The sequence below is a fragment of the Vibrio ostreicida genome (assembly GCF_013074385.2).
Classification (GTDB): Bacteria; Pseudomonadota; Gammaproteobacteria; order Enterobacterales; family Vibrionaceae; genus Vibrio; species Vibrio ostreicida.
The window spans coordinates 61046-84738 of sequence record NZ_JABEYA020000007.1 but is presented as its reverse complement, the minus strand read 5'-3'; the positions used below and the strand labels follow the sequence as shown (position 1 = coordinate 84738).

The 23693-nt window shown below is 44.8% G+C and carries 24 protein-coding genes, 4 tRNA genes and 1 pseudogene; 21 read left to right on the top strand and 8 right to left on the bottom strand.

The genetic code is table 11. The annotated features are described in order from the left end of the window. Window positions 1–229: 229 nt before the first annotated feature. The 7 genes from uvrY to HLM86_RS11785 all read left to right on the top strand — a co-directional run bounded on the left by uvrY (window position 230) and on the right by HLM86_RS11785 (window position 3966). Window positions 230–874, top strand: a complete 645-nt coding sequence (gene uvrY, locus HLM86_RS11815; RefSeq protein ID WP_076586880.1) for a UvrY/SirA/GacA family response regulator transcription factor — start codon at window positions 230–232, stop codon at window positions 872–874. Further along, window positions 874–2706, top strand: a complete 1833-nt coding sequence (uvrC, locus tag HLM86_RS11810; RefSeq protein WP_076586878.1) for an excinuclease ABC subunit UvrC — start codon at window positions 874–876, stop codon at window positions 2704–2706. The genes uvrY and uvrC overlap by 1 nt, the downstream gene beginning before the upstream one ends. A 76-nt stretch (window positions 2707–2782) precedes the next feature. After that, window positions 2783–3340, top strand: coding sequence for a CDP-diacylglycerol--glycerol-3-phosphate 3-phosphatidyltransferase (gene pgsA / locus HLM86_RS11805; protein ID WP_076586876.1), 558 nt, complete (start codon window positions 2783–2785; stop codon window positions 3338–3340). 232 nt (window positions 3341–3572) lie between these two features. Next, window positions 3573–3646 (top strand) — tRNA-Cys (locus HLM86_RS11800). A 3-nt stretch (window positions 3647–3649) separates the two neighbouring features. Further along, window positions 3650–3725: transfer RNA gene (locus HLM86_RS11795), tRNA-Gly, on the top strand. 62 nt (window positions 3726–3787) lie between these two features. Next, window positions 3788–3874, top strand: a tRNA-Leu gene (locus HLM86_RS11790). Window positions 3875–3890: 16 nt separating this feature from the next. Beyond that, window positions 3891–3966 (top strand) — tRNA-Gly (locus HLM86_RS11785). A 93-nt stretch (window positions 3967–4059) separates the two neighbouring features. On the opposite strand, the gene HLM86_RS11780 is transcribed toward HLM86_RS11785, so the two are convergent. After that, window positions 4060–5100 (bottom strand): alkene reductase, encoded by a 1041-nt coding sequence (locus tag HLM86_RS11780; RefSeq protein WP_076586875.1) that lies wholly within the window; start codon window positions 5098–5100, stop codon window positions 4060–4062. Between the two features lie 139 nt (window positions 5101–5239). Here HLM86_RS11780 and HLM86_RS11775 point away from each other — a divergent pair, with 139 nt between their 5' ends. Then, window positions 5240–5818 (top strand): TetR/AcrR family transcriptional regulator, encoded by a 579-nt coding sequence (locus HLM86_RS11775; protein WP_076586873.1) that lies wholly within the window; start codon window positions 5240–5242, stop codon window positions 5816–5818. A gap of 1 nt (window position 5819) precedes the next feature. On the opposite strand, the gene HLM86_RS11770 is transcribed toward HLM86_RS11775, so the two are convergent. Continuing rightward, window positions 5820–6923, bottom strand: a complete 1104-nt coding sequence (locus tag HLM86_RS11770) for a PQQ-dependent sugar dehydrogenase (RefSeq protein WP_076586871.1) — start codon at window positions 6921–6923, stop codon at window positions 5820–5822. Window positions 6924–7206: 283 nt separating this feature from the next. Between HLM86_RS11770 and pheS the strand changes: the two genes are divergently transcribed. From pheS to HLM86_RS11710, 12 genes are all read left to right on the top strand, one after another. Beyond that, window positions 7207–8190 carry a phenylalanine--tRNA ligase subunit alpha gene (gene pheS / locus HLM86_RS11765; RefSeq protein ID WP_076586869.1) on the top strand — a complete coding sequence of 328 codons (984 nt, stop codon included), beginning with the start codon at window positions 7207–7209 and terminating at the stop codon, window positions 8188–8190. A gap of 18 nt (window positions 8191–8208) precedes the next feature. Beyond that, window positions 8209–10614, top strand: coding sequence for a phenylalanine--tRNA ligase subunit beta (gene pheT / locus HLM86_RS11760; RefSeq protein ID WP_076586867.1), 2406 nt, complete (start codon window positions 8209–8211; stop codon window positions 10612–10614). Window positions 10615–11293: 679 nt separating this feature from the next. Then, window positions 11294–11815 carry a dCTP deaminase gene (locus tag HLM86_RS11755; protein ID WP_170882910.1) on the top strand — a complete coding sequence of 174 codons (522 nt, stop codon included), beginning with the start codon at window positions 11294–11296 and terminating at the stop codon, window positions 11813–11815. A gap of 14 nt (window positions 11816–11829) precedes the next feature. Further along, complete coding sequence (gene dcd / locus HLM86_RS11750) at window positions 11830–12411, top strand: dCTP deaminase (RefSeq protein ID WP_170882909.1); 582 nt, start codon at window positions 11830–11832, stop codon at window positions 12409–12411. After that, on the top strand, window positions 12408–12692 hold the full coding sequence (locus HLM86_RS11745; RefSeq protein WP_170882908.1) for a hypothetical protein: 285 nt from the start codon (window positions 12408–12410) through the stop codon (window positions 12690–12692). The genes dcd and HLM86_RS11745 overlap by 4 nt, the downstream gene beginning before the upstream one ends. Next, window positions 12644–13444 carry a hypothetical protein gene (locus HLM86_RS11740; RefSeq protein ID WP_217702169.1) on the top strand — a complete coding sequence of 267 codons (801 nt, stop codon included), beginning with the start codon at window positions 12644–12646 and terminating at the stop codon, window positions 13442–13444. The genes HLM86_RS11745 and HLM86_RS11740 overlap by 49 nt, the downstream gene beginning before the upstream one ends. Window positions 13445–13446: 2 nt before the next feature. Then, entirely contained in the window at window positions 13447–14295 is an 849-nt protein-coding gene (locus HLM86_RS11735; RefSeq protein ID WP_170882906.1) for a hypothetical protein, read from the top strand. A gap of 19 nt (window positions 14296–14314) precedes the next feature. Further along, complete coding sequence (locus HLM86_RS11730; RefSeq protein ID WP_170882905.1) at window positions 14315–15094, top strand: TIGR01458 family HAD-type hydrolase; 780 nt, start codon at window positions 14315–14317, stop codon at window positions 15092–15094. Window positions 15095–15100: 6 nt separating this feature from the next. Then, complete coding sequence (locus tag HLM86_RS11725) at window positions 15101–15862, top strand: ATP-grasp domain-containing protein (protein WP_170882904.1); 762 nt, start codon at window positions 15101–15103, stop codon at window positions 15860–15862. Further along, a complete protein-coding gene (locus HLM86_RS11720) occupies window positions 15801–16361 on the top strand; it encodes a hypothetical protein (RefSeq protein WP_170882903.1) in 561 nt (186 codons plus the stop codon). The genes HLM86_RS11725 and HLM86_RS11720 overlap by 62 nt, the downstream gene beginning before the upstream one ends. After that, window positions 16358–17296 carry a DMT family transporter gene (locus HLM86_RS11715; RefSeq protein ID WP_170882902.1) on the top strand — a complete coding sequence of 313 codons (939 nt, stop codon included), beginning with the start codon at window positions 16358–16360 and terminating at the stop codon, window positions 17294–17296. Before HLM86_RS11720 ends, HLM86_RS11715 begins: the two co-directional genes overlap by 4 nt. Then, complete coding sequence (locus HLM86_RS11710) at window positions 17296–18087, top strand: metallophosphoesterase (protein WP_170882901.1); 792 nt, start codon at window positions 17296–17298, stop codon at window positions 18085–18087. The genes HLM86_RS11715 and HLM86_RS11710 overlap by 1 nt, the downstream gene beginning before the upstream one ends. Before the next feature lie 534 nt (window positions 18088–18621). On the opposite strand, the gene HLM86_RS11705 is transcribed toward HLM86_RS11710, so the two are convergent. Further along, window positions 18622–20130, bottom strand: coding sequence for a DUF3360 domain-containing protein (locus HLM86_RS11705; protein ID WP_170882900.1), 1509 nt, complete (start codon window positions 20128–20130; stop codon window positions 18622–18624). 375 nt (window positions 20131–20505) lie between these two features. On the opposite strand from HLM86_RS11705, the pseudogene HLM86_RS11700 reads away from it, so the two are divergent. Next, window positions 20506–20640: pseudogene (locus tag HLM86_RS11700) on the top strand (phenylalanine--tRNA ligase subunit beta-related protein); the annotation flags it as partial. 66 nt (window positions 20641–20706) lie between these two features. Here HLM86_RS11700 and HLM86_RS11695 read toward each other — a convergent pair. Genes HLM86_RS11695 through HLM86_RS11675 form a run of 5 tightly spaced genes read right to left on the bottom strand, consistent with a single transcriptional unit; the run spans window position 20707 to window position 23362 of the window. Continuing rightward, complete coding sequence (locus HLM86_RS11695) at window positions 20707–21213, bottom strand: DUF2165 family protein (RefSeq protein WP_170882899.1); 507 nt, start codon at window positions 21211–21213, stop codon at window positions 20707–20709. Continuing rightward, window positions 21210–21935: a metallophosphoesterase family protein gene (locus HLM86_RS11690; protein WP_170882898.1), complete on the bottom strand. Its 726-nt coding sequence runs from the start codon at window positions 21933–21935 to the stop codon at window positions 21210–21212. The genes HLM86_RS11695 and HLM86_RS11690 overlap by 4 nt, the downstream gene beginning before the upstream one ends. Further along, entirely contained in the window at window positions 21913–22545 is a 633-nt protein-coding gene (locus tag HLM86_RS11685) for a queuosine precursor transporter (RefSeq protein WP_076586856.1), read from the bottom strand. The genes HLM86_RS11690 and HLM86_RS11685 overlap by 23 nt, the downstream gene beginning before the upstream one ends. 3 nt (window positions 22546–22548) lie before the next feature. Further along, entirely contained in the window at window positions 22549–22869 is a 321-nt protein-coding gene (locus tag HLM86_RS11680; protein ID WP_076586854.1) for a hypothetical protein, read from the bottom strand. After that, window positions 22856–23362, bottom strand: coding sequence for a helix-turn-helix domain-containing protein (locus tag HLM86_RS11675; RefSeq protein WP_170882897.1), 507 nt, complete (start codon window positions 23360–23362; stop codon window positions 22856–22858). The genes HLM86_RS11680 and HLM86_RS11675 overlap by 14 nt, the downstream gene beginning before the upstream one ends. Window positions 23363–23693: the final 331 nt, after the last annotated feature.

Genomic DNA, 23693 nt, shown 5'->3' with positions numbered 1-23693 from the left:
GGATGTCCATGCTTTAAGTAAGACTCATGATTTGCTTAACAAGCTATTGATTTTTATGTTTATTGCATGGGTGACAGCAGATACAAAAATAAGTACTTGCTAAAGTTTGCGTTTGAGCACATATTCAGGGTAAGAAAACGGTGCAATTTGAGTTAGAATGCACATTAATGAAACGTCCACTGGCTAGAGTGGGTGTAGAGCCAAAATTTAAAAGTGTGGAGATACAAGTTTGATAAGTGTTTTCCTTGTAGATGATCACGAGCTGGTTCGCACAGGGATACGACGTATTATTGAAGACGTCCGTGGAATGAACGTAGCAGGGGAAGCTGAAAGCGGTGAAGACGCCACGAAGTGGTGTCGAGGCAATCATGCTGATGTCATTTTGATGGATATGAATATGCCGGGTATTGGTGGCTTGGAAGCCACCAAGAAGATCCTGCGTTTCAACCCAGATTTGAAAATTATCGTGTTAACTGTTCATACGGAGAATCCGTTTCCGACTAAAGTGATGCAGGCAGGAGCGTCTGGCTACCTGACTAAAGGAGCAGGGCCAGATGAAATGGTCAACGCGATTCGTGTGGTGAATAGCGGTCAACGCTATATTTCTCCAGAGATTGCTCAGCAAATGGCTTTAAGTCAGTTCTCACCAGCTTCTGAAAACCCATTCGCCGATCTCTCTGAGCGTGAGTTGCAGATCATGATGATGATTACAAAAGGTCAGAAAGTGACAGACATCTCTGAGCAACTCAATCTCAGCCCTAAAACGGTTAATAGCTATCGTTATCGCTTGTTCAGCAAACTGGATATTAGTGGTGATGTTGAGCTGACTCATCTCGCTATTCGTCATGGAATGTTAAACACCGAGACGTTGTAGTGAATACGACGTTTGACTCGGTTTCTTTTTTGCGCACGGTGACTAATCAGCCCGGTGTATACAGGATGTATAACGCTGAGGCTGTGATCATATATGTGGGTAAAGCGAAAGATCTCAAAAAACGCCTTTCCAGTTATTTTCGTCGTAAAGTTGACAGTGAAAAAACTCAAGCCTTAGTCAGTAATATCGCCAAAATCGATGTGACCGTTACGCACACTGAAACGGAAGCATTGATTCTTGAGCATAACTACATAAAGCAATACCTTCCTAAGTACAACGTCTTGTTGCGTGACGATAAATCCTATCCTTATATTTTTATCAGCGGACACGTGCATCCAAGGTTATCAATGCACAGAGGGGCAAAAAAGCGCAAAGGCGAGTACTTTGGACCTTATCCTGATTCGGGTGCGGTTCGGGAAACCTTACACCTCATTCAAAAAATTTTCTCTGTAAGGCAATGTGAAGATACGGTGTATCGGAATCGCACTCGCCCTTGTTTAATGTATCAAATTGGTCGTTGTGCTGGACCTTGTGTCAGTGGGCTTATTTCTGATGAAGATTACACTGAACTGGTGGATTTAGTACGCTTATTTCTGCAGGGAAAAGATCAACAAGTACTGACTATGTTGGTAGAAAAAATGGAAGCGGCCAGTGCGTCACTTAGGTTTGAGGACGCTGCGGTTTTAAGAGACCAAATACAGGCGATTCGGCGCGTTCAGGAACAACAGTCCGTTTGTGATAACTCGCAAGAGGAGATGGATGTATTGGGATTTGCGCAAGAAAAGGGCGTCGCTTGTATTCATATTTTGATGATACGTCAGGGTAAGATTTTAGGAAGCCGCAGTCATTTTCCTAAAATACCAAATCAAACGAATCAGAAAGAGGTGTTTAGCAGTTTTCTAACACAGTATTATCTCAATCATAATGAATCTCGTACCATTCCAGGCAGGATTGTCATCAACGATTCTTTATTCGATGACTTGCCATCCTTAGGGCAAGCTTTGAGTGATATTGCTGGCCGCAATATTCAATTTCATATAAGTCCAAAGGGCATGCGTGGACGCTACCTTAAGCTATCAAACACCAATGCCTTAAGTGCAATTACCACAAAAATTAATCATAAGATGACCATTTCTCAGCGTTTCAAAGAGCTTGGTGACGTATTGGCTATGGATCCGATTGGGCGCATGGAATGTTTTGATATCTCTCACACTATGGGGGAAAGTACAATAGCTTCTTGCGTAGTGTTCAATCATGAAGGCCCAGTTAAGCAAGAGTATCGCCGCTATAATATCAGCGGTATTACAGGTGGTGACGACTATGCCGCGATGGCACAGGCATTGGACCGTAGGTACTCTAAACAGCTTGAGGTGGACAAAATACCAGATATCGTGTTTATTGATGGTGGTAAAGGGCAACTGAACCGAGCATTGGAGATTATCACCCGATACTGGATAGATTGGCCTAAACGACCTCGTTTGATTGGTATTGCGAAAGGTGTCACCCGAAAGCCCGGGTTGGAAACATTACTCTCGTCCGATGGCGAGGAGTTTCATCTCCCCAGTGACGCTCCGGCTCTGCATTTAATGCAACATATTCGTGATGAAAGTCATAATCACGCGATAGCAGGTCATAGAGCAAAGCGTGGAAAAACTCGAAAAACCAGTGTGTTAGAAGGGATCGAAGGAGTTGGGCCTAAGCGTCGTCAGTCCTTGCTTAAATACATGGGGGGATTGCGGGAACTTCAGCGCGCAACGGTAGAAGAAATCGCTAAAGTGCCTGGCATCAGTGTTTCTTTAGCAGAAAATATTTATCAAGCATTGAAACAATAGGAAAAATCCCGCACCATAAGAGCCCTGTTTGAGCAGTGAACAGAGCAATACGCAAACGATAAGAGCCCCAATAAATATGCGTTTAAATATCCCTAACATTTTATCTTTGTTACGACTTTTCCTTATTCCAGTATTTGTCGTGGTTTTTTACCTGCCATACAGTTGGTCACCATTTGCGGCAGCAATGGTATTCTGGGTTGCAGGGTTTACTGACTGGCTGGACGGAATGCTTGCGAGAAAGCTAGGTCAAACTTCCCGTTTTGGCGCTTTTATTGATCCGGTTGCGGATAAAGTTTTGGTGGCAACAGCGCTTATTTTGGTCACGGAATATTACCATTCTATCTGGATCACTATTCCTGCGGTCACCATGATTGCACGCGAAATCATCATTTCTGCGCTTCGAGAGTGGATGGCTGAAATTGGCAAACGAGCCAGCGTTGCGGTTTCTTGGGTGGGCAAAGTAAAAACGCTTAGCCAAATGTTTGCTCTTTGGGTCCTTATCTGGCGATACGACGATTGGATGGTCTGGCTTGGCTACGCGACGCTGTATATTGCAACTGTGCTGACCTATTGGTCTATGGCGCAGTACCTCCTTGCCGCAAAAGATGATTTACTTAATGAAGAACATCATTAAACCAAATCAGCCTAGGCCGTATGCTACTCCTAGCCTCAGTTTTTGCTTGTTTACTTAGTTAAAATCTAACGATTTCTGATAGTAAACTGAGAAAATTGGAAGGTTTTGAGTGTTAATTAGACAAACGATTCAAAAAATTAAAAATAGGGTTGACTCAGTAGTCCGAATCCGTACAATTCTCTCCGTACCCAAGAGGAAGGTAAACATAGAGTTTGGCTTCTGGGACAAGTAAGGCGCGTTGGCAGAGTGGCTATGCAGCGGATTGCAAATCCGTGGACCTCGGTTCGACTCCGGGACGCGCCTCCATTTGCGACACTAGCTCAGTTGGTAGAGCGCAACCTTGCCAAGGTTGAGGTCACGAGTTCGAACCTCGTGTGTCGCTCCAGTTTTAGGATATTAACAGTTTAGTATCCAGATGGTGTCTCCATCACAAATTTAGATTTGTGTGCCCTGGTGGTGGAATTGGTAGACACAAGGGATTTAAAATCCCTCGGCGTTCGCGCTGTGCCGGTTCAAGTCCGGCCCGGGGCACCATCTAACCTTATATAATGCGACACTAGCTCAGTTGGTAGAGCGCAACCTTGCCAAGGTTGAGGTCACGAGTTCGAACCTCGTGTGTCGCTCCACAATATTGAAAGCCCTAGACCATCGTCTAGGGCTTTTTTTATTCTTTCTTCTTAAAGAGGGCCTTAGCATTGGGCCCCCATTATCTTGAGTGATCAGTACAGTTCGGCGAGCATTTCGTCGGAGTAACGAGTGAGTTCTGAGCCTTGTTTGATTTTAGCAACGTAATCAGGATTTGCGATCAATGGCCTACCTATTGCCAGTAAATCAAACCGACCTTCGTGCAATGCTTGGCTGCCCGTTTCAGGCGTAAAACCACCTACTCCCATGAGTGTTTTGCTGTAGTGCGTGCGTATGTACTCAGAGGCTGTGCCTCCGAGGTATTCAAATGCCAAACTATCGTCAAAAACGCCAACGTGAAGATAGGCGATATCTCGGGTTTCTAGTTGCTGAAGTAAGTAATCAAACACCTGACGATCTTGAGGGTCTTCGTCAATATTAAAGTAGGCCCCTGGAGAGAGACGCAATGCGGTTCTGTCTTGGCCAATGGCATCAATGACGGCATCGATTACCTGAAGTGGAAAACGGGCCATATTTTCGGGGCTGCCGCCAAATTCATCATTACGCTGGTTACTGCTAAAGTGGAGAAACTGATCGATCAAGTAGCCATTTGCTCCGTGTATTTCCACGCCATCAAATCCCGCTTCCATTGCATTGATCGCGGCTTGTTTGTAATCCTTTACGAGTTGCTCTATCTCTTCCCCAGTGGCAGGTTTTGGTAACGTATATTCTAATTCACGCATTCGTGGAACTGTCCCTTTAATAGCAAGGGCAGAAGGAGCCAAAACAAAATCACCATCGAAAAAGTAAGGGTGGGCGACGCGGCCGGTATGCCACAGCTGAACAAAGATTTTACCACCTTTGCTGTGGACCGCATCAGTGACCTTTCGCCAACCAAGGATCTGTTCGCTAGTGTAAATGCCCGGAGTATTAGGGTAGCCTTGCCCATCAGGTCGTATGATGGTTGCCTCACTAATGATCAAGCCGGTGTCGGCTCGACGCGCATAGTAATCAACCATGGCTTTGGTCGGCACCAAAGCGTCATCAGCCATGCATCGGGTTAGGGGAGCCATAATAATGCGATTGCTGAGTGTGATAGTGTTGTTGAGCTCGGCGGGTTGAAATAGAATATCCATACTGTTCCTTCATTGATGTCTTATCTTGAACGTCCATTCAACTTATCTTATTTTGAATAGGCGTTCAACTAGTATTTTGAATGTTCATTCAAAATGCGGTAAAATCCCCAAATAATGGTCAATTGGATAATGTAGAAACATGCGCAGTGCAGAGTTTGATCGAGAAGAAGTACTACGATTTGCGATGGAGGCGTTTGTCGCGAAAGGCTACGCTAAGACGAGTATGCAAGATCTTAAAGCGGTGACTGGACTCCACCCTGGATCTCTTTATTGCGCGTTTGAAAATAAACGAGGTTTATTGATTGCGGCTCTTTCCCAGTACTGTGATGACAGAACCAAAGAGTTTACTCTCTTATTTGATAGCCAGCCGACGATCTTAAGTGGTTTAGCTGCTTACCTCAGCAACGTTGTTGACGAATGTGAAACGGATACTATCAAAGACTGCTTACTGCAAAAGTCATTGAGTGAATTGGCTCAGCAAGATGATGAGATAGAAACCTTAATTGGGGTAATGCTTCAAGATTGGCAACAATCTATTGAAGCAAAGATTAAAGAAGGGCAGCAAAGTGGTGATCTCACCCTCAATAAGTCAGCTGCGCAACTGGCTCAGTTTCTCGTTATGGGGATATACGGAATAAGAACGTTATCTCATACCAAGCCTCAAGAGGGCGTATTACGCGGCCTAAAGGATGAATTGCTGGAGTATCTTAAGCTTTAGTTTATTCCGCTGGCTGTCGGGCTGTGGGTGTTAAACGATAGATATTGCCTCTGTCTGTACTGAATATCAGTTTGTCGTTAGGGCTTACAATGATGTGACGAATCCGCTCTCCAAGGCCGTCTAAAATGCGACGTTCGTCTACCGCTTGATTATTCTTGTCGAGCGTAATGACATTGATATGAGTGAGTTTAAGAGCGGGGGCCAATAGCTTTCCATTGAGCTCAGGATAGTTGCCTCCTCTATAAAGCAGCAAACTGGACGGGGCGATGGATGGAACATAGACTTTGACTGGAGACTCGATACCCTGTTTTTCTCGCGATTCTCCTACAGCAATCGGCCCCCAATATTCTTGGCCATGTGAAGTCTTTGGCCAGCCGTAATTTGCCCCTTTTTTAATCAGGTTAATTTCATCTCCACCTCTGGGTCCATGTTCTATGGCCCAAAGACGTTTTGTATGTGTGTCAAAGTAAAGTCCTTGAGGGTTGCGATGGCCGAAGCTCCATATTTCGGCTTGGGTATTGTGGTGGTCATAAAACGGATTCGATTGAACCGCTGAACCATCTGGCATCAGGCGAAGAATGGTTCCGGCATGGGTCGCAAGGTCTTGAGCGTTGTTTCTTTCGCCGCGGTCGCCGACGCTCATAAATATGTATTGGTTATCAAAGGTAAGTCGGCTTCCAAAGTGGCGATGGGTTGCAGAAGCAGAGCGAGTCACTAAGAGATCGCGCCACTCTGACAGTTGCCCATCAAGGAAGTTTGCAGAGGCCAATGCTGTTTCTGTAACGTGGCCAATACGCTTACTGTAGGTCAGGTACACGACACCGGTTTCAAAAGGCGATACCGCGATATCGAGCAATCCCCCTTGACCTTGAGCAACGAGATCACTCGGTATGCTTAGCATGGTCGACCTTTTACCCGTGAGTATGTTTATCGAGAGGATCCCACCGTTTCTTTCGGTGATCAGTAATGTGTCGGCATCGACAAATGTCATTCCCCAAGGAACACGGAGATCTGTCGCAATGGTTTCGGTCTCATAGTTGTTCGCCTTGACTGCGGTGTTTAAGGCAATGACGCCAAGGATAAAAATAGGGAGGAATTTTTGCATCGATTTATCTTGATTGTCACACTCTGTCTGAGTGTAGCATGGTCAGCGGAAGCATTGACCAATAGACCTTAGTGACTCTTATCGTCACCCGCTAGCGACAAACAATGAGGGAACAAAATGATGTCAGCGAATCGTACCCGTGTTTTTTTGCTGATGGAAGAAAGGAATATGGATTTCAGATTGGATTTAGACGTCGCTTTGGTTACTATGTAGCGCTATTAAAACGACTAAAAATCCCGTCCGGGAAACCTTGTGGATACAACCAAAGGTAGATGAGGAAACGATGCAACATCTAGAAGAGATCATTGCTAACGCGAACGCGGCAATTGACGCTGCAGATTCGTTAGTCGCACTTGATGAAGTGCGTGTTCAGTATCTGGGTAAGAAAGGTGAGCTAACGGCTCAACTTCAAAGCCTAGGTAAACTGCCACCAGAAGAGCGCCGTACTGCTGGTCAAGAGATCAACAAAGCGAAGGGGGCAGTTCAACAAGCGATTGCCGCACGCAAAGACGCACTGCAACGTGCAGAGCTAGAAGCGAAGCTGGCTGAAGAAACTATCGATGTTACCCTGCCGGGTCGTCGTATCGAGAATGGCGGTCTTCACCCTGTTACTCGTACCGTTGAACGTATTGAACAGTTCTTTGGTGAGCTAGGCTTTAACACTGAGTCTGGTCCTGAGATTGAAGATGCATTCCATAACTTTGATGCACTGAACATCGCAGAAGATCACCCAGCGCGTACTGACCATGACACCTTCTTCTTTAACCCAGATCTCATGCTACGTACTCACACGTCTGGCGTTCAGATCCGTACGATGGAAAAGGGTAAACCACCATTCCGCTTCATCGCACCGGGCCGTGTTTACCGTAACGACTACGACCAAACGCACACGCCAATGTTCCATCAAGTGGAAGGCATGCTAGTCGACGAGAACGTAAACTTCGCACAGCTTAAAGGCATCCTGCACGACTTCCTATGTAATTTCTTTGAAGAAGAAGTTGAAGTTCGTTTCCGTCCTTCTTACTTCCCATTCACTGAGCCTTCAGCTGAAGTTGACGTGAAAGGTAAGAACGGTAAATGGCTTGAAGTTCTAGGTTGTGGGATGGTCCACCCGAACGTACTTCGCAGCGTTGGTATCGACCCTGAGAAATACTCTGGTTTTGCATTTGGTATGGGCGTTGAGCGTCTAACTATGCTTCGTTACGGCGTAAACGATCTTCGTGCGTTCTTCGAGAACGACCTTCGTTTCCTAAAACAGTTCAAGTAATCCAGGGGATACATCACAATGAAATTTAGCGAATCTTGGCTTCGTGAGTGGGTAAACCCTACGGTATCGACTGACGAACTTACACACCAAATCACAATGGCGGGTCTAGAAGTAGACGACGTACTGCCTGTTGCTGGTTCTTTCACTGGCGTTAAAGTCGGTAAAGTGGTTGAGTGTGGTCAACACCCAGACGCTGACAAACTACGTGTCACTAAAGTAGATGTCGGCGCGGAAGAACTACTAGACATCGTTTGTGGCGCACCTAACTGCCGCCTAGGTATCAACGTTGCGGTTGCGACCGTTGGTGCTGTTCTGCCCGGCGATTTCAAAATCAAAAAAGCAAAACTACGTGGTCAACCATCACACGGCATGCTGTGTTCATTCTCTGAGCTAGGTATTGACGTTGAATCTGATGGCATCATGGAGCTAGCAGAAGACGCTGTAATCGGTACTGATTTCCGCGAATTCCTAGGTCTTGACGACGTAACGGTAGACGTAGACCTAACGGCTAACCGCGCTGACTGTTTCAGCATCCGTGGTATGGCGCGTGAAGTTGGCGTACTCAACCGTACTGACGTGACTGAGCCTGCGGTTAACCCAGTTGCGCCAGTGATTGACGACACGATTTCTATCGAAGTGAAAGCACCTGCTGCATGTCCACGTTATCTTGGCCGTGTGGTTAAGAACGTAAACGTTCAAGCGGAAACGCCACTGTGGATGCAAGAGAAACTGCGCCGTTGTGGTATTCGCTCTATCGATCCAGTTGTTGATATCACTAACTTTGTTCTTCTAGAGCAAGGCCAGCCAATGCATGCATTCGATCTAGCTAAGATTGAAAGTGGCATCGTAGTACGTATGGCAGAGCAGGGCGAGAAGCTCACTCTTCTAGACGGCAACGAAGCTGAGCTAAACGCAGATACCCTAGTTGTCGCAGACCAAAACAAAGCGCTTGCTATCGCTGGTATCTTTGGTGGTGAAGAGTCTGGTGTGACCAATCAAACGAAAGATGTGCTGTTGGAGTGCGCATTCTTTGCACCAGACCATATTCGTGGCCGCGCACGTAGCTACGGTCTGCATACTGATTCGTCAATGCGTTTCGAGCGCGGTGTGGATTACGCATTGCAAGCAAGTGCCATGGAACGTGCAACAGAACTGCTCGTGGAAATTTGTGGAGGCCAAGTGGCTCCCGTCGTTGCGGTTGAATCTGAAACTGACTTACCAACGCCAAATACAGTCGCACTACGTCGGACTAAATTAGATAACCTGCTTGGGCATCATATCGCTGATCGTGATGTGATTGAAATTCTAGAACGTTTAGGTTTAACGGTAGAAACAACCGAATCTGGCTGGGTCGCCACAGCGCCGGCATGGCGTTTTGACATTGCTATCGAGCAAGACCTAATTGAAGAAGTCGGTCGCATCTACGGTTACGATAACATTCCTAACCAAAATCCAGCAGCAGCACTTAAGATGCACGACCACGTTGAAGCGAACATTCCGCTTAAACGCGTTCGTACCCTACTGGTTGACCGTGGTTACCAAGAAGCGATTACTTACAGCTTTGTTGAACCAGAGCAGCAAAAGCTTGTTGTTCCAGGTGTTGAGCCGCTAATCCTGCCATTCCCAATCTCTGCGGATATGTCAGCAATGCGCCTAGGCCTAATCCAAGGTCTACTAAACACTGTGGTTCACAACCAGAAACGTCAACAGCCACGTGTTCGTCTATTCGAATACGGCCTACGTTTCATCCCTTGTGAGTCTGCTGAAAACGGTATGCGCCAAGAGCCTATGCTTGCAGGTGTTATCGCAGGTACTCGCAGCGAAGAGCACTGGGACATTGAAACTAACACCGTTGATTTCTTTGATCTGAAAGGCGATCTAGAAGCGGTTCTTGAGCTAACAGCAAACGAAGTAGCTTACTCTTTCGCAGCGCTTTCAGCTGAAGACAAAGCAGCGAATCCTGCGCTTCACCCAGGTCAATCTGCAGCTATTATCGTTGATGGCAAGCAAGTTGGTGTGATTGGTACCGTTCATCCTGAGCTTGAGCGTAAGTTTGGTCTAAACGGCCGTACTATCGTATTCGAAGTGGAATGGTCTGCAATCAACACTAAAGTGATTCCTGAAGCAGTTCAGCTTTCTAAGTTCCCATCTAACCGTCGTGACATCGCGGTCGTTGTTGATGAAGCAGTAGCTTCTGGCGACATCGTTGCAGCGTGTCTAGAGCAAGGTGGCGAGTTCCTGAAAGACGCGAAACTGTTCGACGTTTACGTTGGTAAAGGCGTTGAAGAAGGTAAGAAGAGCCTAGCAATCGCACTAACACTACAATCTGTAGAGCGCACGCTTGAAGATGCAGACATCGCTGGTGCGGTTGACGCTATCGTAGCTCACGTATCTGAGAAGTTCGGTGCGTCTTTGCGTGAGTAATCACTACTGATTAGATAGAAAACCAAAGGCCTCGCAATAGCGAGGCCTTTTTTGTTGGATAAAGAGTAGGGTGCTAACTCGCAATTGGACATAAACTTATCAGTGGTTTTTCTAATTTAGCTGTCCTTGAATAACTTTTTGTATCCCAAAATGCAGGATACTAACGTTGCTTCAAGTGGCGATTTTGATAGGAGTTTTACAAAAGCTTGCATCAGAGAGCTGTGTTCGCAGATTTACTTTATGCTGGATTCACCACAAAGAATGCGGTATCTAACTAACGCTCTAAATAGCCTTGCCTCATAAGCGTGATAGTTTGGTTTTTAACCAATAAATCCCATCATAACTTGCCCTACATTTCTGAATATCAGGTCAAAACACAGCCTATTTTTTGATTAGTTTTAATCCCAAAACTGAAGTACCACTACACTTTTTTGTCAATCAGGATTGACCGAACTCTTAATTTGGAGAATATCAATGCAATTAATGTGAATTTTATTTCTTTACAAGAATAACTCTGATGTTTATCATACTTGCTTGTGTTGATTATACATTGATCGATTTAGGTTGCCTTATCAATCATATTGATTGAAAAATAAACTAATCGACGAGTATTGTGATTACGCTAAATTTATCAGATTTTGCTCGTCTCCTTTAAGATATATGAAGATGATCCTTTAAAATGATTCTTACTTCAAGAAAAATAAGAACTTTAGTTGAAAGTGGGGATGTTGAGATATTTCCATTTGATGAAAACGATCTAGATGTGAATTCTTATTCATTTCATTTAAGTGATACGTTGATCGAATATACCAATGATGTAGTTGATTCCTTGGTACAGAACAAGAATCGAAAAATCAAAATTCCTACCACGGGCTATGTCTTGAACCCAGATTGTTTTTATCTGGCGTCCACGCTCGAAAAAATGGGCAGTCACACCTGTGCTAGCGAGCTTTACGCCAATTTTTCTACTGCGGGATGTGGAATGTTCATTCAAACCAGTGCGCCTCTTGGCCATACCGGTGCGATGATTAACTGGACTCTAGAAATCTTAGTAGCCCAACCCATTGTCGTTTATCCCGGTATGAAGATAGGCAAAATTTGTTTTTGGGAGAACTTCGGTGACTTATCCCATTACGCAGGACGTTACCAAGGGTCGAGAAATGTAATTGCGTCGAGGATCCATCAAGACTTTAAAGGCTAATGTGAGGAAAACTGATGATTTTAACAGGTAAAGAGATAGAAAAACGAGTCAATAGTAAGGAGATTATTGTCTCGCCGTTTTTAAAAGAGAATGTAAACCCAAACAGCTATAACTTCCGTTTGGGTAGAAAGTTAAAAGTATACCGAAATGATTTGATCGACCCTGCGAAAGAGAACCCGGTCGACGAAATAACCCTTGGAGATGACGGACTGGTTTTGCAACCTCGCAAACTTTATCTCGCCGAGACGATTGAAACAATGGGCAGTGAAAACTTTGTACCAACCTACGCTGCTCGTTCATCTGTTGCTCGTATGGGGATGTTCATCAACCTCTCCGCGCCCCTTGGTGATATTGGTTTTGTTGGAAAGTGGACTATTCAACTGTTTTGTATTCACCCGGTTAAAGTGTATTACGGCATGAATATTGGTCAAATGATGTTCTGGCATACCTCTGGTGAGGTTGAGTTGTATGACGGCAAATATCAAAGTGCGGATGGACCGATTGAGTCGCGTATACATATCGACTTTCACGATAGACTGAAGCAACGAAACCAGATGGAAGTTCCATCCTTAGTCGATTGCGTGGAGTCCGTATGATGACTGAGATGCTTCACTCTATGGAAGGCTTACCAGGTAAATTCCGACATATGGCAATGCTCTCCGAACACCACCCTGTGCCTCCACTGACGTTAGTTACAGAAAAAGAGTTGTCGACATGGCTAGAGCACTTTTACGAAGTAAAGCTCGCCGTAACTAACATCGAACAACATATCATGATCACTTCAACGATACGGCGCACCACGGAACGATTTTCCTCAAGTATGCAGAGATGCCGTGGGAGTCAGAGGCGTCAGAGAGCGGATGGACTCGCTGTGTAACCGCCTTAGAGCAAGCTTACCCTCGATTATTGAAATACCGTCATCTCCTCAATGATACGTGTTGGTACACCCGCTGGAAACACGATATGGAATTAGAACGAAAGTACACCTTTAAAAATATTCCTGACACATGGGCTTTGAATACGGCGTTGTATCGTTCGATTAATCTTGAAGGAAAACTGCCTGGTTTTGTACCTGAACTGGATATGGATATTCAGGTATTTGATTACGATAATCACCTATTTGAAGTCATCGAACCTGCATCGAAAGGCTACATCTCGTTTATTCCACAAACAAACGGCAAAGTTGCTGTAAAGCAAAAATGGTTTGAGGAGAACACAGAACTAAGAAAAGAAACCATCCACTATGACTGCGAATTAAGCGATGCCGAATTTGAAAGCAAAGCAACGGAACTGGCGCAAGGCGAAGTCAAGCGCATGGCTCCGTTTCGTAGAAAGCGATTTGATGTGAACTTTGAGTCACTCGACACCGGTAATATTTTCGGCGTGTACTTCGATATTTGCCGGAATTTGGACGAGCCTGAGAAATACGCGTTTTCTCAATGCGAAGTCGAGTACTGCCGCTCTCGTACAATGTTTGACTTCCAAAAAGTCATGGATGAGTACGAAGTAATTTGTGCCTACGTAAAAGATTTCTTGACCCAGCAAGGCATAGAGTTTGAACAAGACTTATTTTCTAAACTCGATTTCGCGCGTAATACCTATTTGGCTCAACAACAAGAAGGGAAGTAATCATGGCACAATTTATTGTTTTAGGCAGTTGGAAGATTCGTCACGACGAGTACCCTTCAGAAGCAGAAAAAACGTTGTATTTTCTATCTCTCCCTGAGGAGTACAACTTATCGCATAGAACCGTACTCTGCGATGTGTCTGCAATAGAATCACCAATTCTGGACTCGGACTTTGCACCGGTCAGCGATCAAGTGGAAAAAGCCAACCTTAGTGAGCGTACTGTCCCTCTAGCGCTAGTGTCTTTGGATGGTTCAGCAGCCACAGTTACGCACTTAGTGCACAGAGTTGAAGTGTTCACAACGCAATTTTATCAGCAGCCTGCCCTGCCGCTAGACGTCAACAAAGGCACATTGTTTGATGCATTGAGCTCATTATTCAAAGAGCACTACCTGCTCAGCAATAACTTCGAATGCTATTACGAAAAAGGGATCGCAGCGATTCTGCTCTTTGCTGCTCTGTCGCGTTTTTCCACTCGCATTTCGAATCGTTTACAGGCATTCATTACCCGTCATTCTCGGTCGTATTTGTTCATCATGGGCGCGGTACATGGCCTTTCAAATATGGGTGGCAGTCTGCTTTCTGCGTATGCGGTGTCGAAACACAACTATAAGAAAGAGGTCTTGAGTTGGATTGTAACCGGGTATTTGTTGTTTGGATTGGTGCAACTTAGCACATTGAGTGTACTCAATGTCTTAGAGGTAAGCGCGACAACCGCGATCTCATGTGGGGTAGCCGCGGTCACGTACCTAAGCATTGGTAATCGAATTTTCAAATCGATGAATGAACACTTTTTTCAGCATGTCTTCTCAGTATTTATGCTGGTCTATGCAGGCTTAATGATCATTTCTTAGCCCGGAGGAGGTTTTTCCTATGACTCAATTTAAAGGTGTTATTTTTGATATTGATGGCACACTTATTCTCAATAATCAGCCTCTTCCTGGGGCAACAGACGCTGTGAACGGTCTTCGCAGCATGGGTGTACAACTACGGTTTGTTACCAACACGACAGGAAGAACACCTGAGCAATTGGGGAAGGTGCTAAGAGAGTTAGGTTTTGAAGTCCAAGATAGCGAGATTCTGACCTCAGTGGGCGCGTGTGTCCATTTTCTTAAGCAAAACTACGTTGGTAAAGCGGGCTATCTTGCGATCCCTGAAGAGATTGAGGATCAGTTTGCTGGGATAGCGCAGACAACCGAGAACCCTGCCTTTGTTGTCATGGGCGATTTGGATAAAGGGTTTGACTATGACGTGCTGAATCGCGTTTTCAACTATATGAGAAATGGTGCCCAACTGATCACATTTCACCGAAATCGTTTTTTCTTTAGAGATGGTAAAACGTGGCTAGACAGCGGGGCTTTTACCCTGGCTCTGGAACGATCTTGTGATCAGGAAGCCATAGTGACGGGGAAACCTGCGCCGCAAATGTTTCAGGGGGCTCTGCAATCCATGAGCTTACCTAAGCAAAAAGTCATTGTGATTGGAGATGATGTGTCCAGTGATATCCTGGGAGCCAAACAAGCGGGTCTCCAAGGGTTCCTTGTGACAACGGGTAAATTTAAACCGGAACAGATGAGTGAGCATGACCTGAGTAGTGATTGCCTGCTACATAATGTCGGTGATGTAATCACTATGTGTGCAAGCGAGGAGTAAGAAAAAATGAAACTCTTGAATATCGAAGTCACTTCTCGGGGCACTGTGTTTGATGCTCGTTATGATATTTTTCGCCAAAATGGGGCAGAGGTTTATCATCTTACTATGGCACATCAAGCATCGGTATACCCCCATTTTGCCGGGGTGAAATATCTGCCTACCCAGACATTAGACACAGTGGTTGAAGTAGCTCGTCAATGGCATCAGGAGATCGGGTTTGCTGCAGTAATCACCACTGATGAGGCCTCTGTTTTGTCGGCCGCTGCGATCGCGGACGATTTATTGTTACCTGGCGTTTCGTTAGATGCTGCGGCAAAAAGCCGGAATAAATACTACATGCGGCAAGCGCATCACGCCCATAGAGCACCCAGTCCAGAATTCGAGTTATGTTATTCGCTAGAGTCTGGATTGAAGGCCGCTGAAACTATTGGCTACCCGGTGATCATTAAACCCACATTAGGCGGCAATGCAGAACATGTATACCTAATCCGTGATGAGCAGACACTCAAAGATCGCTTTCCCGTTGCGAGTGCGGCCAATCAAGCCTACTCCTATTGTGTCCATGAAGCGATCAGTGAAGCCCTAGGGCCAAACGCCATGTTGGTTGAAGGGTATCTATCTGGCTCTGAACACTGTATCGAAGCCTGGGTTTTCGAGGGGAAAGCTCATATCGGTTCTATTGCAGATCGTCTCTCTGTTGAACTCGATGTCTTTGATAACGACTTGTATCGAACACCCACTGCATGCAGCCTTGCAAGCCGGCGTTGAAGCTCAGGGCATAACACATGGTGTAGTCCATGCCGAGCTTCGCTTCCACCAGGGGCTCCCCTATATTGTTGAAATCGCCGCGCGGGTCGGAGGAGGTAGCCTCTCTAAGATGGCGCAACTAAGTTACGACTATTGTCCAATAACAACAGCCTACCTAGTCGCAACAAATCAGCTACCAACGCGCGCAACCTTGCCTCCGACCGGAAAAGTTGCCGTGGGATTAACGATGCTGAGTCGACAAGGTCGTATCAAAGATATTCGCGTGCCTGATCTCGTTACCAATCATCCACAAGTGTTTAATTTGGCCATCCTCGCAAAACCTGGGGATGTACATCGTCGTCCTCCCGAGGGTAACGATATGTTTGGTTATATTGGTGTGACTGGCCAATCTCAGCAAGAAGCCATTGAGTTGGCGAGTCGCCTGTTTGAGGAGATACGAATTGATTTCTATACCGATTCAGCGTATGAAGATGCGCACTTTGTAAAGGAAAGCTCATGAGTCATTCGCAAACTGGCGCGCTGTTCGTGCTAGCATTTTTACTAATGGCGAACGCCAACGCGGTGTTATCAGGATGGTTACTTCAAACCTTGCATCCGTTTACCTTATTGTTCTGGAGCTTTTTAGCGACAAGTGTCTTTTTCTTGTTGCGCCTAAGGATCACACAAAGTTCCAAAGCAACCCGTATCTCTCGTGATTCGATCAGGCCCTTACTGCTGCTGAATATTGCGAGTAGTTTGAGCTGGATTGGTTACTACTTTGCGCTGCGCTATATCGAACCTGCGATCGTCAGTGCGTTAATGGGTGGCATTGGGCCACTGTTTGTCGTATTGAGTGGTCTCATCCTCTTACAAGCAATGTCATTGCGTCAGGTGGTCACCTCCACGGGGATTATTATTGGGGCCATCGTACTGGCTTGGGCATCCGTGTCGGAGCAATCCGCTGTGCAAAATGTCAGTCAAACTCATATCGTGGTTGGTTTGGTCGCAGCTCTCATCGGTGGTTTCGGACAAGTGCTAACCACCCTCTCAACCAAACGATTAGCAGACAAGAATTGGGATGCAAGCCAACTGATGGCTCATCGCTTCTACCTATTAATAGCAGTGTCAGGCTTTGCTGCTTTTAATGGTCCGAGTTTGACGGTTCAAACTATACCAGACCTGTTTGGGTTGTTATTGGTTGGGATTTTTGGTGTTCTCGTCCCGTTATGGCTCCTTCAGAAAGGGATTATTAACTCATCACCTTTCACCGTTTCAGTGCTGTTAGCGCTTGGCCCACTGATGACGCTTTGTTTTCAAGGGTTCGATTCCAGACTATCGCTCTCGTTATGGTCGGTAATAGGGTGCGTTATCATTGTGGTGTCGACCGTCAACAACTTTCTAGTAAGTAGTGTAAAGCTCCCCTTCTCAAATAAATCGGATGAAGGAAGAAACTAATGGCTAATAACGACGTTCGAATAATCCAAGTGTCCGACTTACACTTAGCAGAGGATCTCTCGTTTGAATTAAAAGACGTAAATACTTACCAGTCATCATCACAAGCTATGCGGGCGATCAATGCGCCCACTGCGGATGCAGTGGTAGTCACGGGAGATATTTCAGAGGATGGCTCTCCCGCGTCATACCAACACTTTAAGGCGTTATGCCATCAACATAATGTGCACGAACCACATTGCCTGCCTGGTAACCATGACAACCTTGAGAATATGACGAGTGAGTTGAAAGGCATGCCTTACTGTGAGTCGTTGCGTTTGGGTAATTGGTTGTTTATCTTCGTGAATACTCATCGACAAGGTTTTGATGATGGCGGCATTGGAACTGACGAGTACCAAAGAATTACATCATTATTGACTCGCCACTCAGAACAACATGTTGCATTATTTATGCACCATCACGCTCTTCCAACCGGTAGTGCTTGGATAGATCAGTACCAAATACGCGACCGGGATACCTTTCTTGCCTGGTTGAGAGACTACCCTGCTATTCGGGCAGTCATCACTGGACACATCCACCAAACGTTCTCAGCCATACAAGAGGGGGTCGCTTTCTATGGCAGTCCTTCAACTTGTGTTCAGTTTGTTCAAGGTCGTGAGAAAGCGGAAGTCGCAGAACTCGGGCCTGGGTATCGTGAATTGGTATTCCGGGCTGACGGTGAGATTGATACTCAAGTTATTCATTTATCTTCTTTTGTCTCCAGCAATTTGAAACCTCAAAGCTTAATAAAGTGAAACAAGAAACTTGGTGTGGGGAGGTGTTGGATTGTCCAACACCTTTGGAGTTTTTTATCGAAATCGTGTTTTACTCAAAGTCTCTATAGATGCATTCGTTTAGTGATGACCAGCGCTTAAGAGTACGTGGATTGAGAAGTTACTTTCCTTATCTTACAGGTTTTTGCCACACTAAAAGTTATCTCAGGAGGAAGTTATGCCCGAATTGCCCGAGCGCTTATGTCCATTTACGCGGTATCGCTCCTAGCAAATTTGCATAACAATGCAAACGCTGATTTCAGCTTGGGCGTACCGTTTGGGAACGAAATTGGAAGATCCCGTGCATCGGTTTCGCTCAACCTGTCATTAGTAAAAGTTGGGCTAATTTCTGGCTGGACTTCCATGTGTACTGTTGCGCAAGCTCTGAATGGGGCAGAAATGAGTTGACTGATCATCTCCTAAGAAAATCAAAGGCCTCGCAATAGCGAGGCCTTTGTGTTTTTCGGAGATGGCCGAGAAGTTAAATACCCATTGGCTTTAACTCGCGTCTAACGGTTAGCGAAAGCTTGGAATAATCGCTGGTATCTCTGGAAGAAGACCAACCAACGCCATCACACTTGTTAGTACAACAAACATAATGCCTGGCAACACCCAGCGGCTCATCTTGCTCAGTTCACCGCTACGTTCTTTACAACCGACTAAGCCTAAGTTGTCTAACAGCATAGTGAGCGACCAACCAAATGCAGGGTTTACCAGCGCTGATGAAAATACAACGATCGCGGCAGATTGAGTGGTTTTCCCTTCGCGCGTCATTTCCATGCCAGCTTCTAGCAATGGGATGAATACACCAACGATTAGTGCAACACAAAGTACAGGTTGCCAGATAGCTAAATCCATCGGGTAGCCCCAAATTGCAGCGATGATGCAAAACAGAGCCGTCAGCAAAGCGCCAGCAGGAATAGGGCGTTTAGCTATAGCCGCTGGTACGATGTAAGTCCCCCATGAAGAGGTAAAGTTAGTGCCACCGAGCAAAGAACCAAACGTTTGACGAATAGAAGCCGTGGTCATGGTATCGTCAATATTCATGTGTACTTTTTCGGTACGTTCCGGGTAGCTGATTTTTTGGAAGACCTGATGTCCTAAGAAGTCCGGTGACCACATAGCCACTGCTAAAATAGCAAACGGCAATACCACCATGAAGTGTTCAATTGTCGGTAGGCCAAGCATCCAACCAGTATCTTCTCCCCACCAATACATAGGGTTCATATGAGGCAAACCAGGCTCGGTTTGGAAAGAAAACGGTGCGCCCATCGCAAAAGCTAACGTGCCACCCAGCAAGCAACTAAGAGGTACTGCTAGCCAACGCTTACGGAAATGTTCCAATAGCGCATACAAAATAATGGTACAAAAGATCACGACGAAAGCAATGTGACTCATACCAATGCCTTCAGCCCAAGCAAATAGCTTTTTGACTTGAGAAACGGTCCCAACAAAGCCTAGGTAGAGCAATAAGCCACCACACACACCTTTACTGGTGAGATTTGCCAACATGCTGCCACCTTTACTGATGGCCAACAATAAGCCAAAAGCGCCAATCAGCAAGCCAAAGGCCATCGGGTGTCCGCCAGCGGCAACAACAATCGGAATTAAAGGGATGAGTGGGCCGTGTGTACCTGCGAGGTTGGCGGTTGGCAATAAAAAACCAGAGAAAAGAATAATGAAAACTGATGCGATAAGTAATTCATAACGAACATTTTCTAGAATAAACCCTTCGTTTAGCCCTAGAGCTCCGGCAAAGGTTGCTGCAATAGCGCCCACCATTACCACTTTACCAATGGTCGCCGCCATTGCTGGGATGGTGTCTTCAATCTCAAATCGATAATCTTTAAACGGCAAGTTTGGACGCCAGCGTTTAGGTGACATGATTTGCAATTCGTGCTCTAGATACTGCTCTCGGGACTCAAATTCAGAGCTTGGTTTGTGTTGTTGTTCATAAGTTAGTTCATCCTCACTGGCTTGAGGCTTATCTGTTCTTATATGTACGGACTCTAAAGTACTGCTCATTTTGATTCCTTTCGTTCACACTCTGAGGTGTGTTGTTCCAACAAACGTAACTTACTCCCGGTATTAAGAGGTAGCGGAGTAGTTAGTGTTTGCTACAAAGAATGCGACAAATCTTTATTAGGTGTAACTTGAGTTATTATTAAAAAGTGAAGATGACTGACTAAGAATAGGGTCGGAAACAAGCAAGAATATCGTTGGTATTGGTGTAAAAAGCTTGAGGTTCACTGTTAAAGATAAAGAACAAATTACCCTATAAATAAACGCAATTATTGAAGTTGTTAGTACCTTAAACCAAACTGAAAAAAACAAATAGTCTCAGTTAGTTAGACATTAGTCGTAGAGTTAGCCTGAAAGTATGAAGAGGTTAGATATTAAGGTAAGAAGAGCCTAGCAATTGCACTGACGCTACAGTCAGTTGAGCGTACGCTAGAAGATGCTGATATTACTGGTGCGGTTGACGCTATCGTGGCTCACGTATCTGAGAAGTTTGGTGCGTCGCTACGCGACTAATTACTTGTGATTAGATAGAAAAAACCCTGCTCAATCAGCAGGGTTTTTATTGCTATTAGTAATGAACTAGTCGTTATTTGGTCTTGGCATCAGGACATAAATCAACGTAAGAATGATAAACATAGCGAAGGTGTATGCCTTCATCTGGCCATTCCATGAGTTTGCCCACATCGAGAACCACTCAGCGCCAACCACACCGAAACCGAAATACCACACACCTAAAGCGACGGTGACACCGGCCACATAGAAAGCCTGACCCTTGGAGAATCCGTCCGCTTCACGTTTGAAGAACATAATTACAGCACCGATAACGCACAAAGCGCCCGCAAGGAATTCAAGTGCGATGATCAGATTGTAAAACACGGTGTGAAGTGTTGTAGAAGTGATGGCACGTCCATACAGGTTATCGCCTGTAAAAAATGCCTTCATCTGGTCCATAGCCAATACATGCTGGACAAACTGGAAGTTTGTATTGTAGTCAATCACATTATTATAGCTGACCAGCACGCAGAATAACCCTACATACATCGCGACAACGGCTTTCGAAATATCGAGAACCAAGCTTAATCTCATAGCACAACCTCATTTACAGTTATTGTTTGTTTTGAAATAGTAAATTTGTTCATTCCGATACGTTCACTTCGATTGTATTCTGGAATAGAGTGATCAAATCCATAAGCGGTTGCTGGCGCCATGTACTGTGTGATGCCTTCTTTGGTGCAGGTGATATGATCATGGCCATGGCCACAAATAACCTCTCTGACACCAGATTGCCTAAGGATATTGAATATTTGCTGGTCGTTCTCAAGGCAGATGGCTTTCATCCACTCTGACCCAACACGTATGATTGGGTGATGCATGACCACAATGGGGGCTTTTTTTTTGCGGATTTGCTTTCTCAGGTGAGCGATTCCACGATTGTCTATTCTGCCTGAGCCGAGAGGGTGTCGAGCATCAATAGGCTTCTGGCTTGAGTCGAGGAAGATGAAATCACGCCCTGCAATCTCACATTGATCCACCACCTGAATCAAAGAGCCTTTCAGCTCATTTTTCATCAAAACGATATCGTCATGGTTACCCGCAATGGCGTAAACTTGTTTGTTATTAACGTGTTTGGAAACAAAGCTTAGCAGTTTTGTATAATCGCCTGGTTTAGGGCCACAACAGATATCACCTGTGAGTAGAATAGTGTCGCAGTCGCTATCAGCGTTTGCAACACTCAACGCCTTTTCTAGATTTTGGAAGCTCGACTCATCGCTCAAATGGCAATCGCTAATTTGAAACACAGTATTCATGTTTATTCCTGATAAGATTGATAATTAAGAGGGTAGGACCCAATAGAACTAGCTGTGCGACGAGTTTTTTAATGCTTGCCCAGAACATAATATCCAGCAGTAAACTGCTTTCTTTCACGCCCCAGAAGGCAAGGATTAGGAATAGGTTTACGTCGGCGAGGGCGACGATCAGTGTCGCCAACGCAATTCTGATTGCGATGCTTTCAATGTTCAGTGAGTTGAACAGTACACCAAACAAAAACATGGAAACGAAGTAGGCGCACAATGAGGATAAATAAATGCGGTAGTTACTTAGGCTGTAGATTAGGTCAAAACTCTTGTTGTAAGTCGACTCGGCGTTGACGCCGGGCAGAATCGCTGCAATGTACATCAGGCTGATAAACGACAGATAACCGAAATAGGCAAAGGTAATACATTTGAAGTACACATCTGGAGAGCGTGTCGCCATGATGATGGAAGAGAAGAGGTAAACAAACGGATAGGTGAAGAATCCCGCAGTTAGGTGGATACCGAAGAATTCAACCGCTTTTGCTGCAGCCATGTTGGAAGCGGTTAGGAAACAGCACAGACCGAGAGTCGCAAGCATGGTCGATCTTTCTAGTACGTTCATTGATTATTGCTCCATTTGGCGATAGATAGCGACAAAGTTTTCATTACTAATATTGAGCTCTTGTCTGATTGAAGGGGTAAGCAGGCTTTTCATCGTCACAGTCACTGGAATATCAGATATTTCCATTTCGATGGTTTTTTCTTTTACATTGATCGCACGGATCCGTTTGTCAGAAATTGAATACTTTCCGTTGTGAAGATCGACGTCGTGTTTGTCAATATAAGCGTGTCGAAAAATCTCTTTATCTATAAACCCCACCAATCCATCGATAGAATAGAGTCGAGAACGTTTTATTCTTATTTTGAAAAAGTTATATTTTGACATTCTTAAGTTGCATTATTGGACAATCATTCTTGTGAAATATTCTATTGGAAGAGATAAATAAAAAGTTATTATCTTCTTCAATGGCTTTTCTCAAGACAATTTCACCAGTTTCTGTGAGACAAATATAGTGATTTTTGTTTTTCAAAGGAGGTGTGAATTTTTCAAAGATCAACTGGCTGTTTTTGGGTAAAGTATCAATAAGGTGATTGTTTTTAATGAATATATCCACACCTTCATGTTGAGACAGCCTGACAATTTCAGGGTGTAAAGAATCAAAATGATGAGGTGTTTCTGCTTCATCAGAAAGATCGGAGAAAGTGATGTTGTAGTAATCACAAATCTTTCCAACCGTATCAATGGTGGGGTTACTATTCTTGCCAGAATATAGGCTGTACAGCGTACTGTACTTAATCCCCATTTCTTGGGCAAGCAACTTAACTCCACCAGTCCCTTTTTTACTTCTGGCTATAAGGTTTATTATTTTATCTATCATTATTATTCAGTCAGGCTTAATGTTGATTCTTATATAATTAAACAAATCACCTTTATTTAAGTTTGTTACACAAATCTAAATGTTTTTGCAAAATTAATCCAGTATCAATGTCCATTTTTCAATGATTTAGGTGATCTGAAAAGCATTAACTTCCTCACGGAGTACAAGATTTGAAAGGTAATCAATGTCGTTTGAATTATTATTTTGTATTTTAGCTTGTCTATGTAAGAATCGGACCTCAATATAGGCAAGATGATACAAGAGTAAGAATTCACTTAAGTGCAAATTTCTGAAAACTTTTGATGTTTGACTATTGGCGTATACTCTTTAT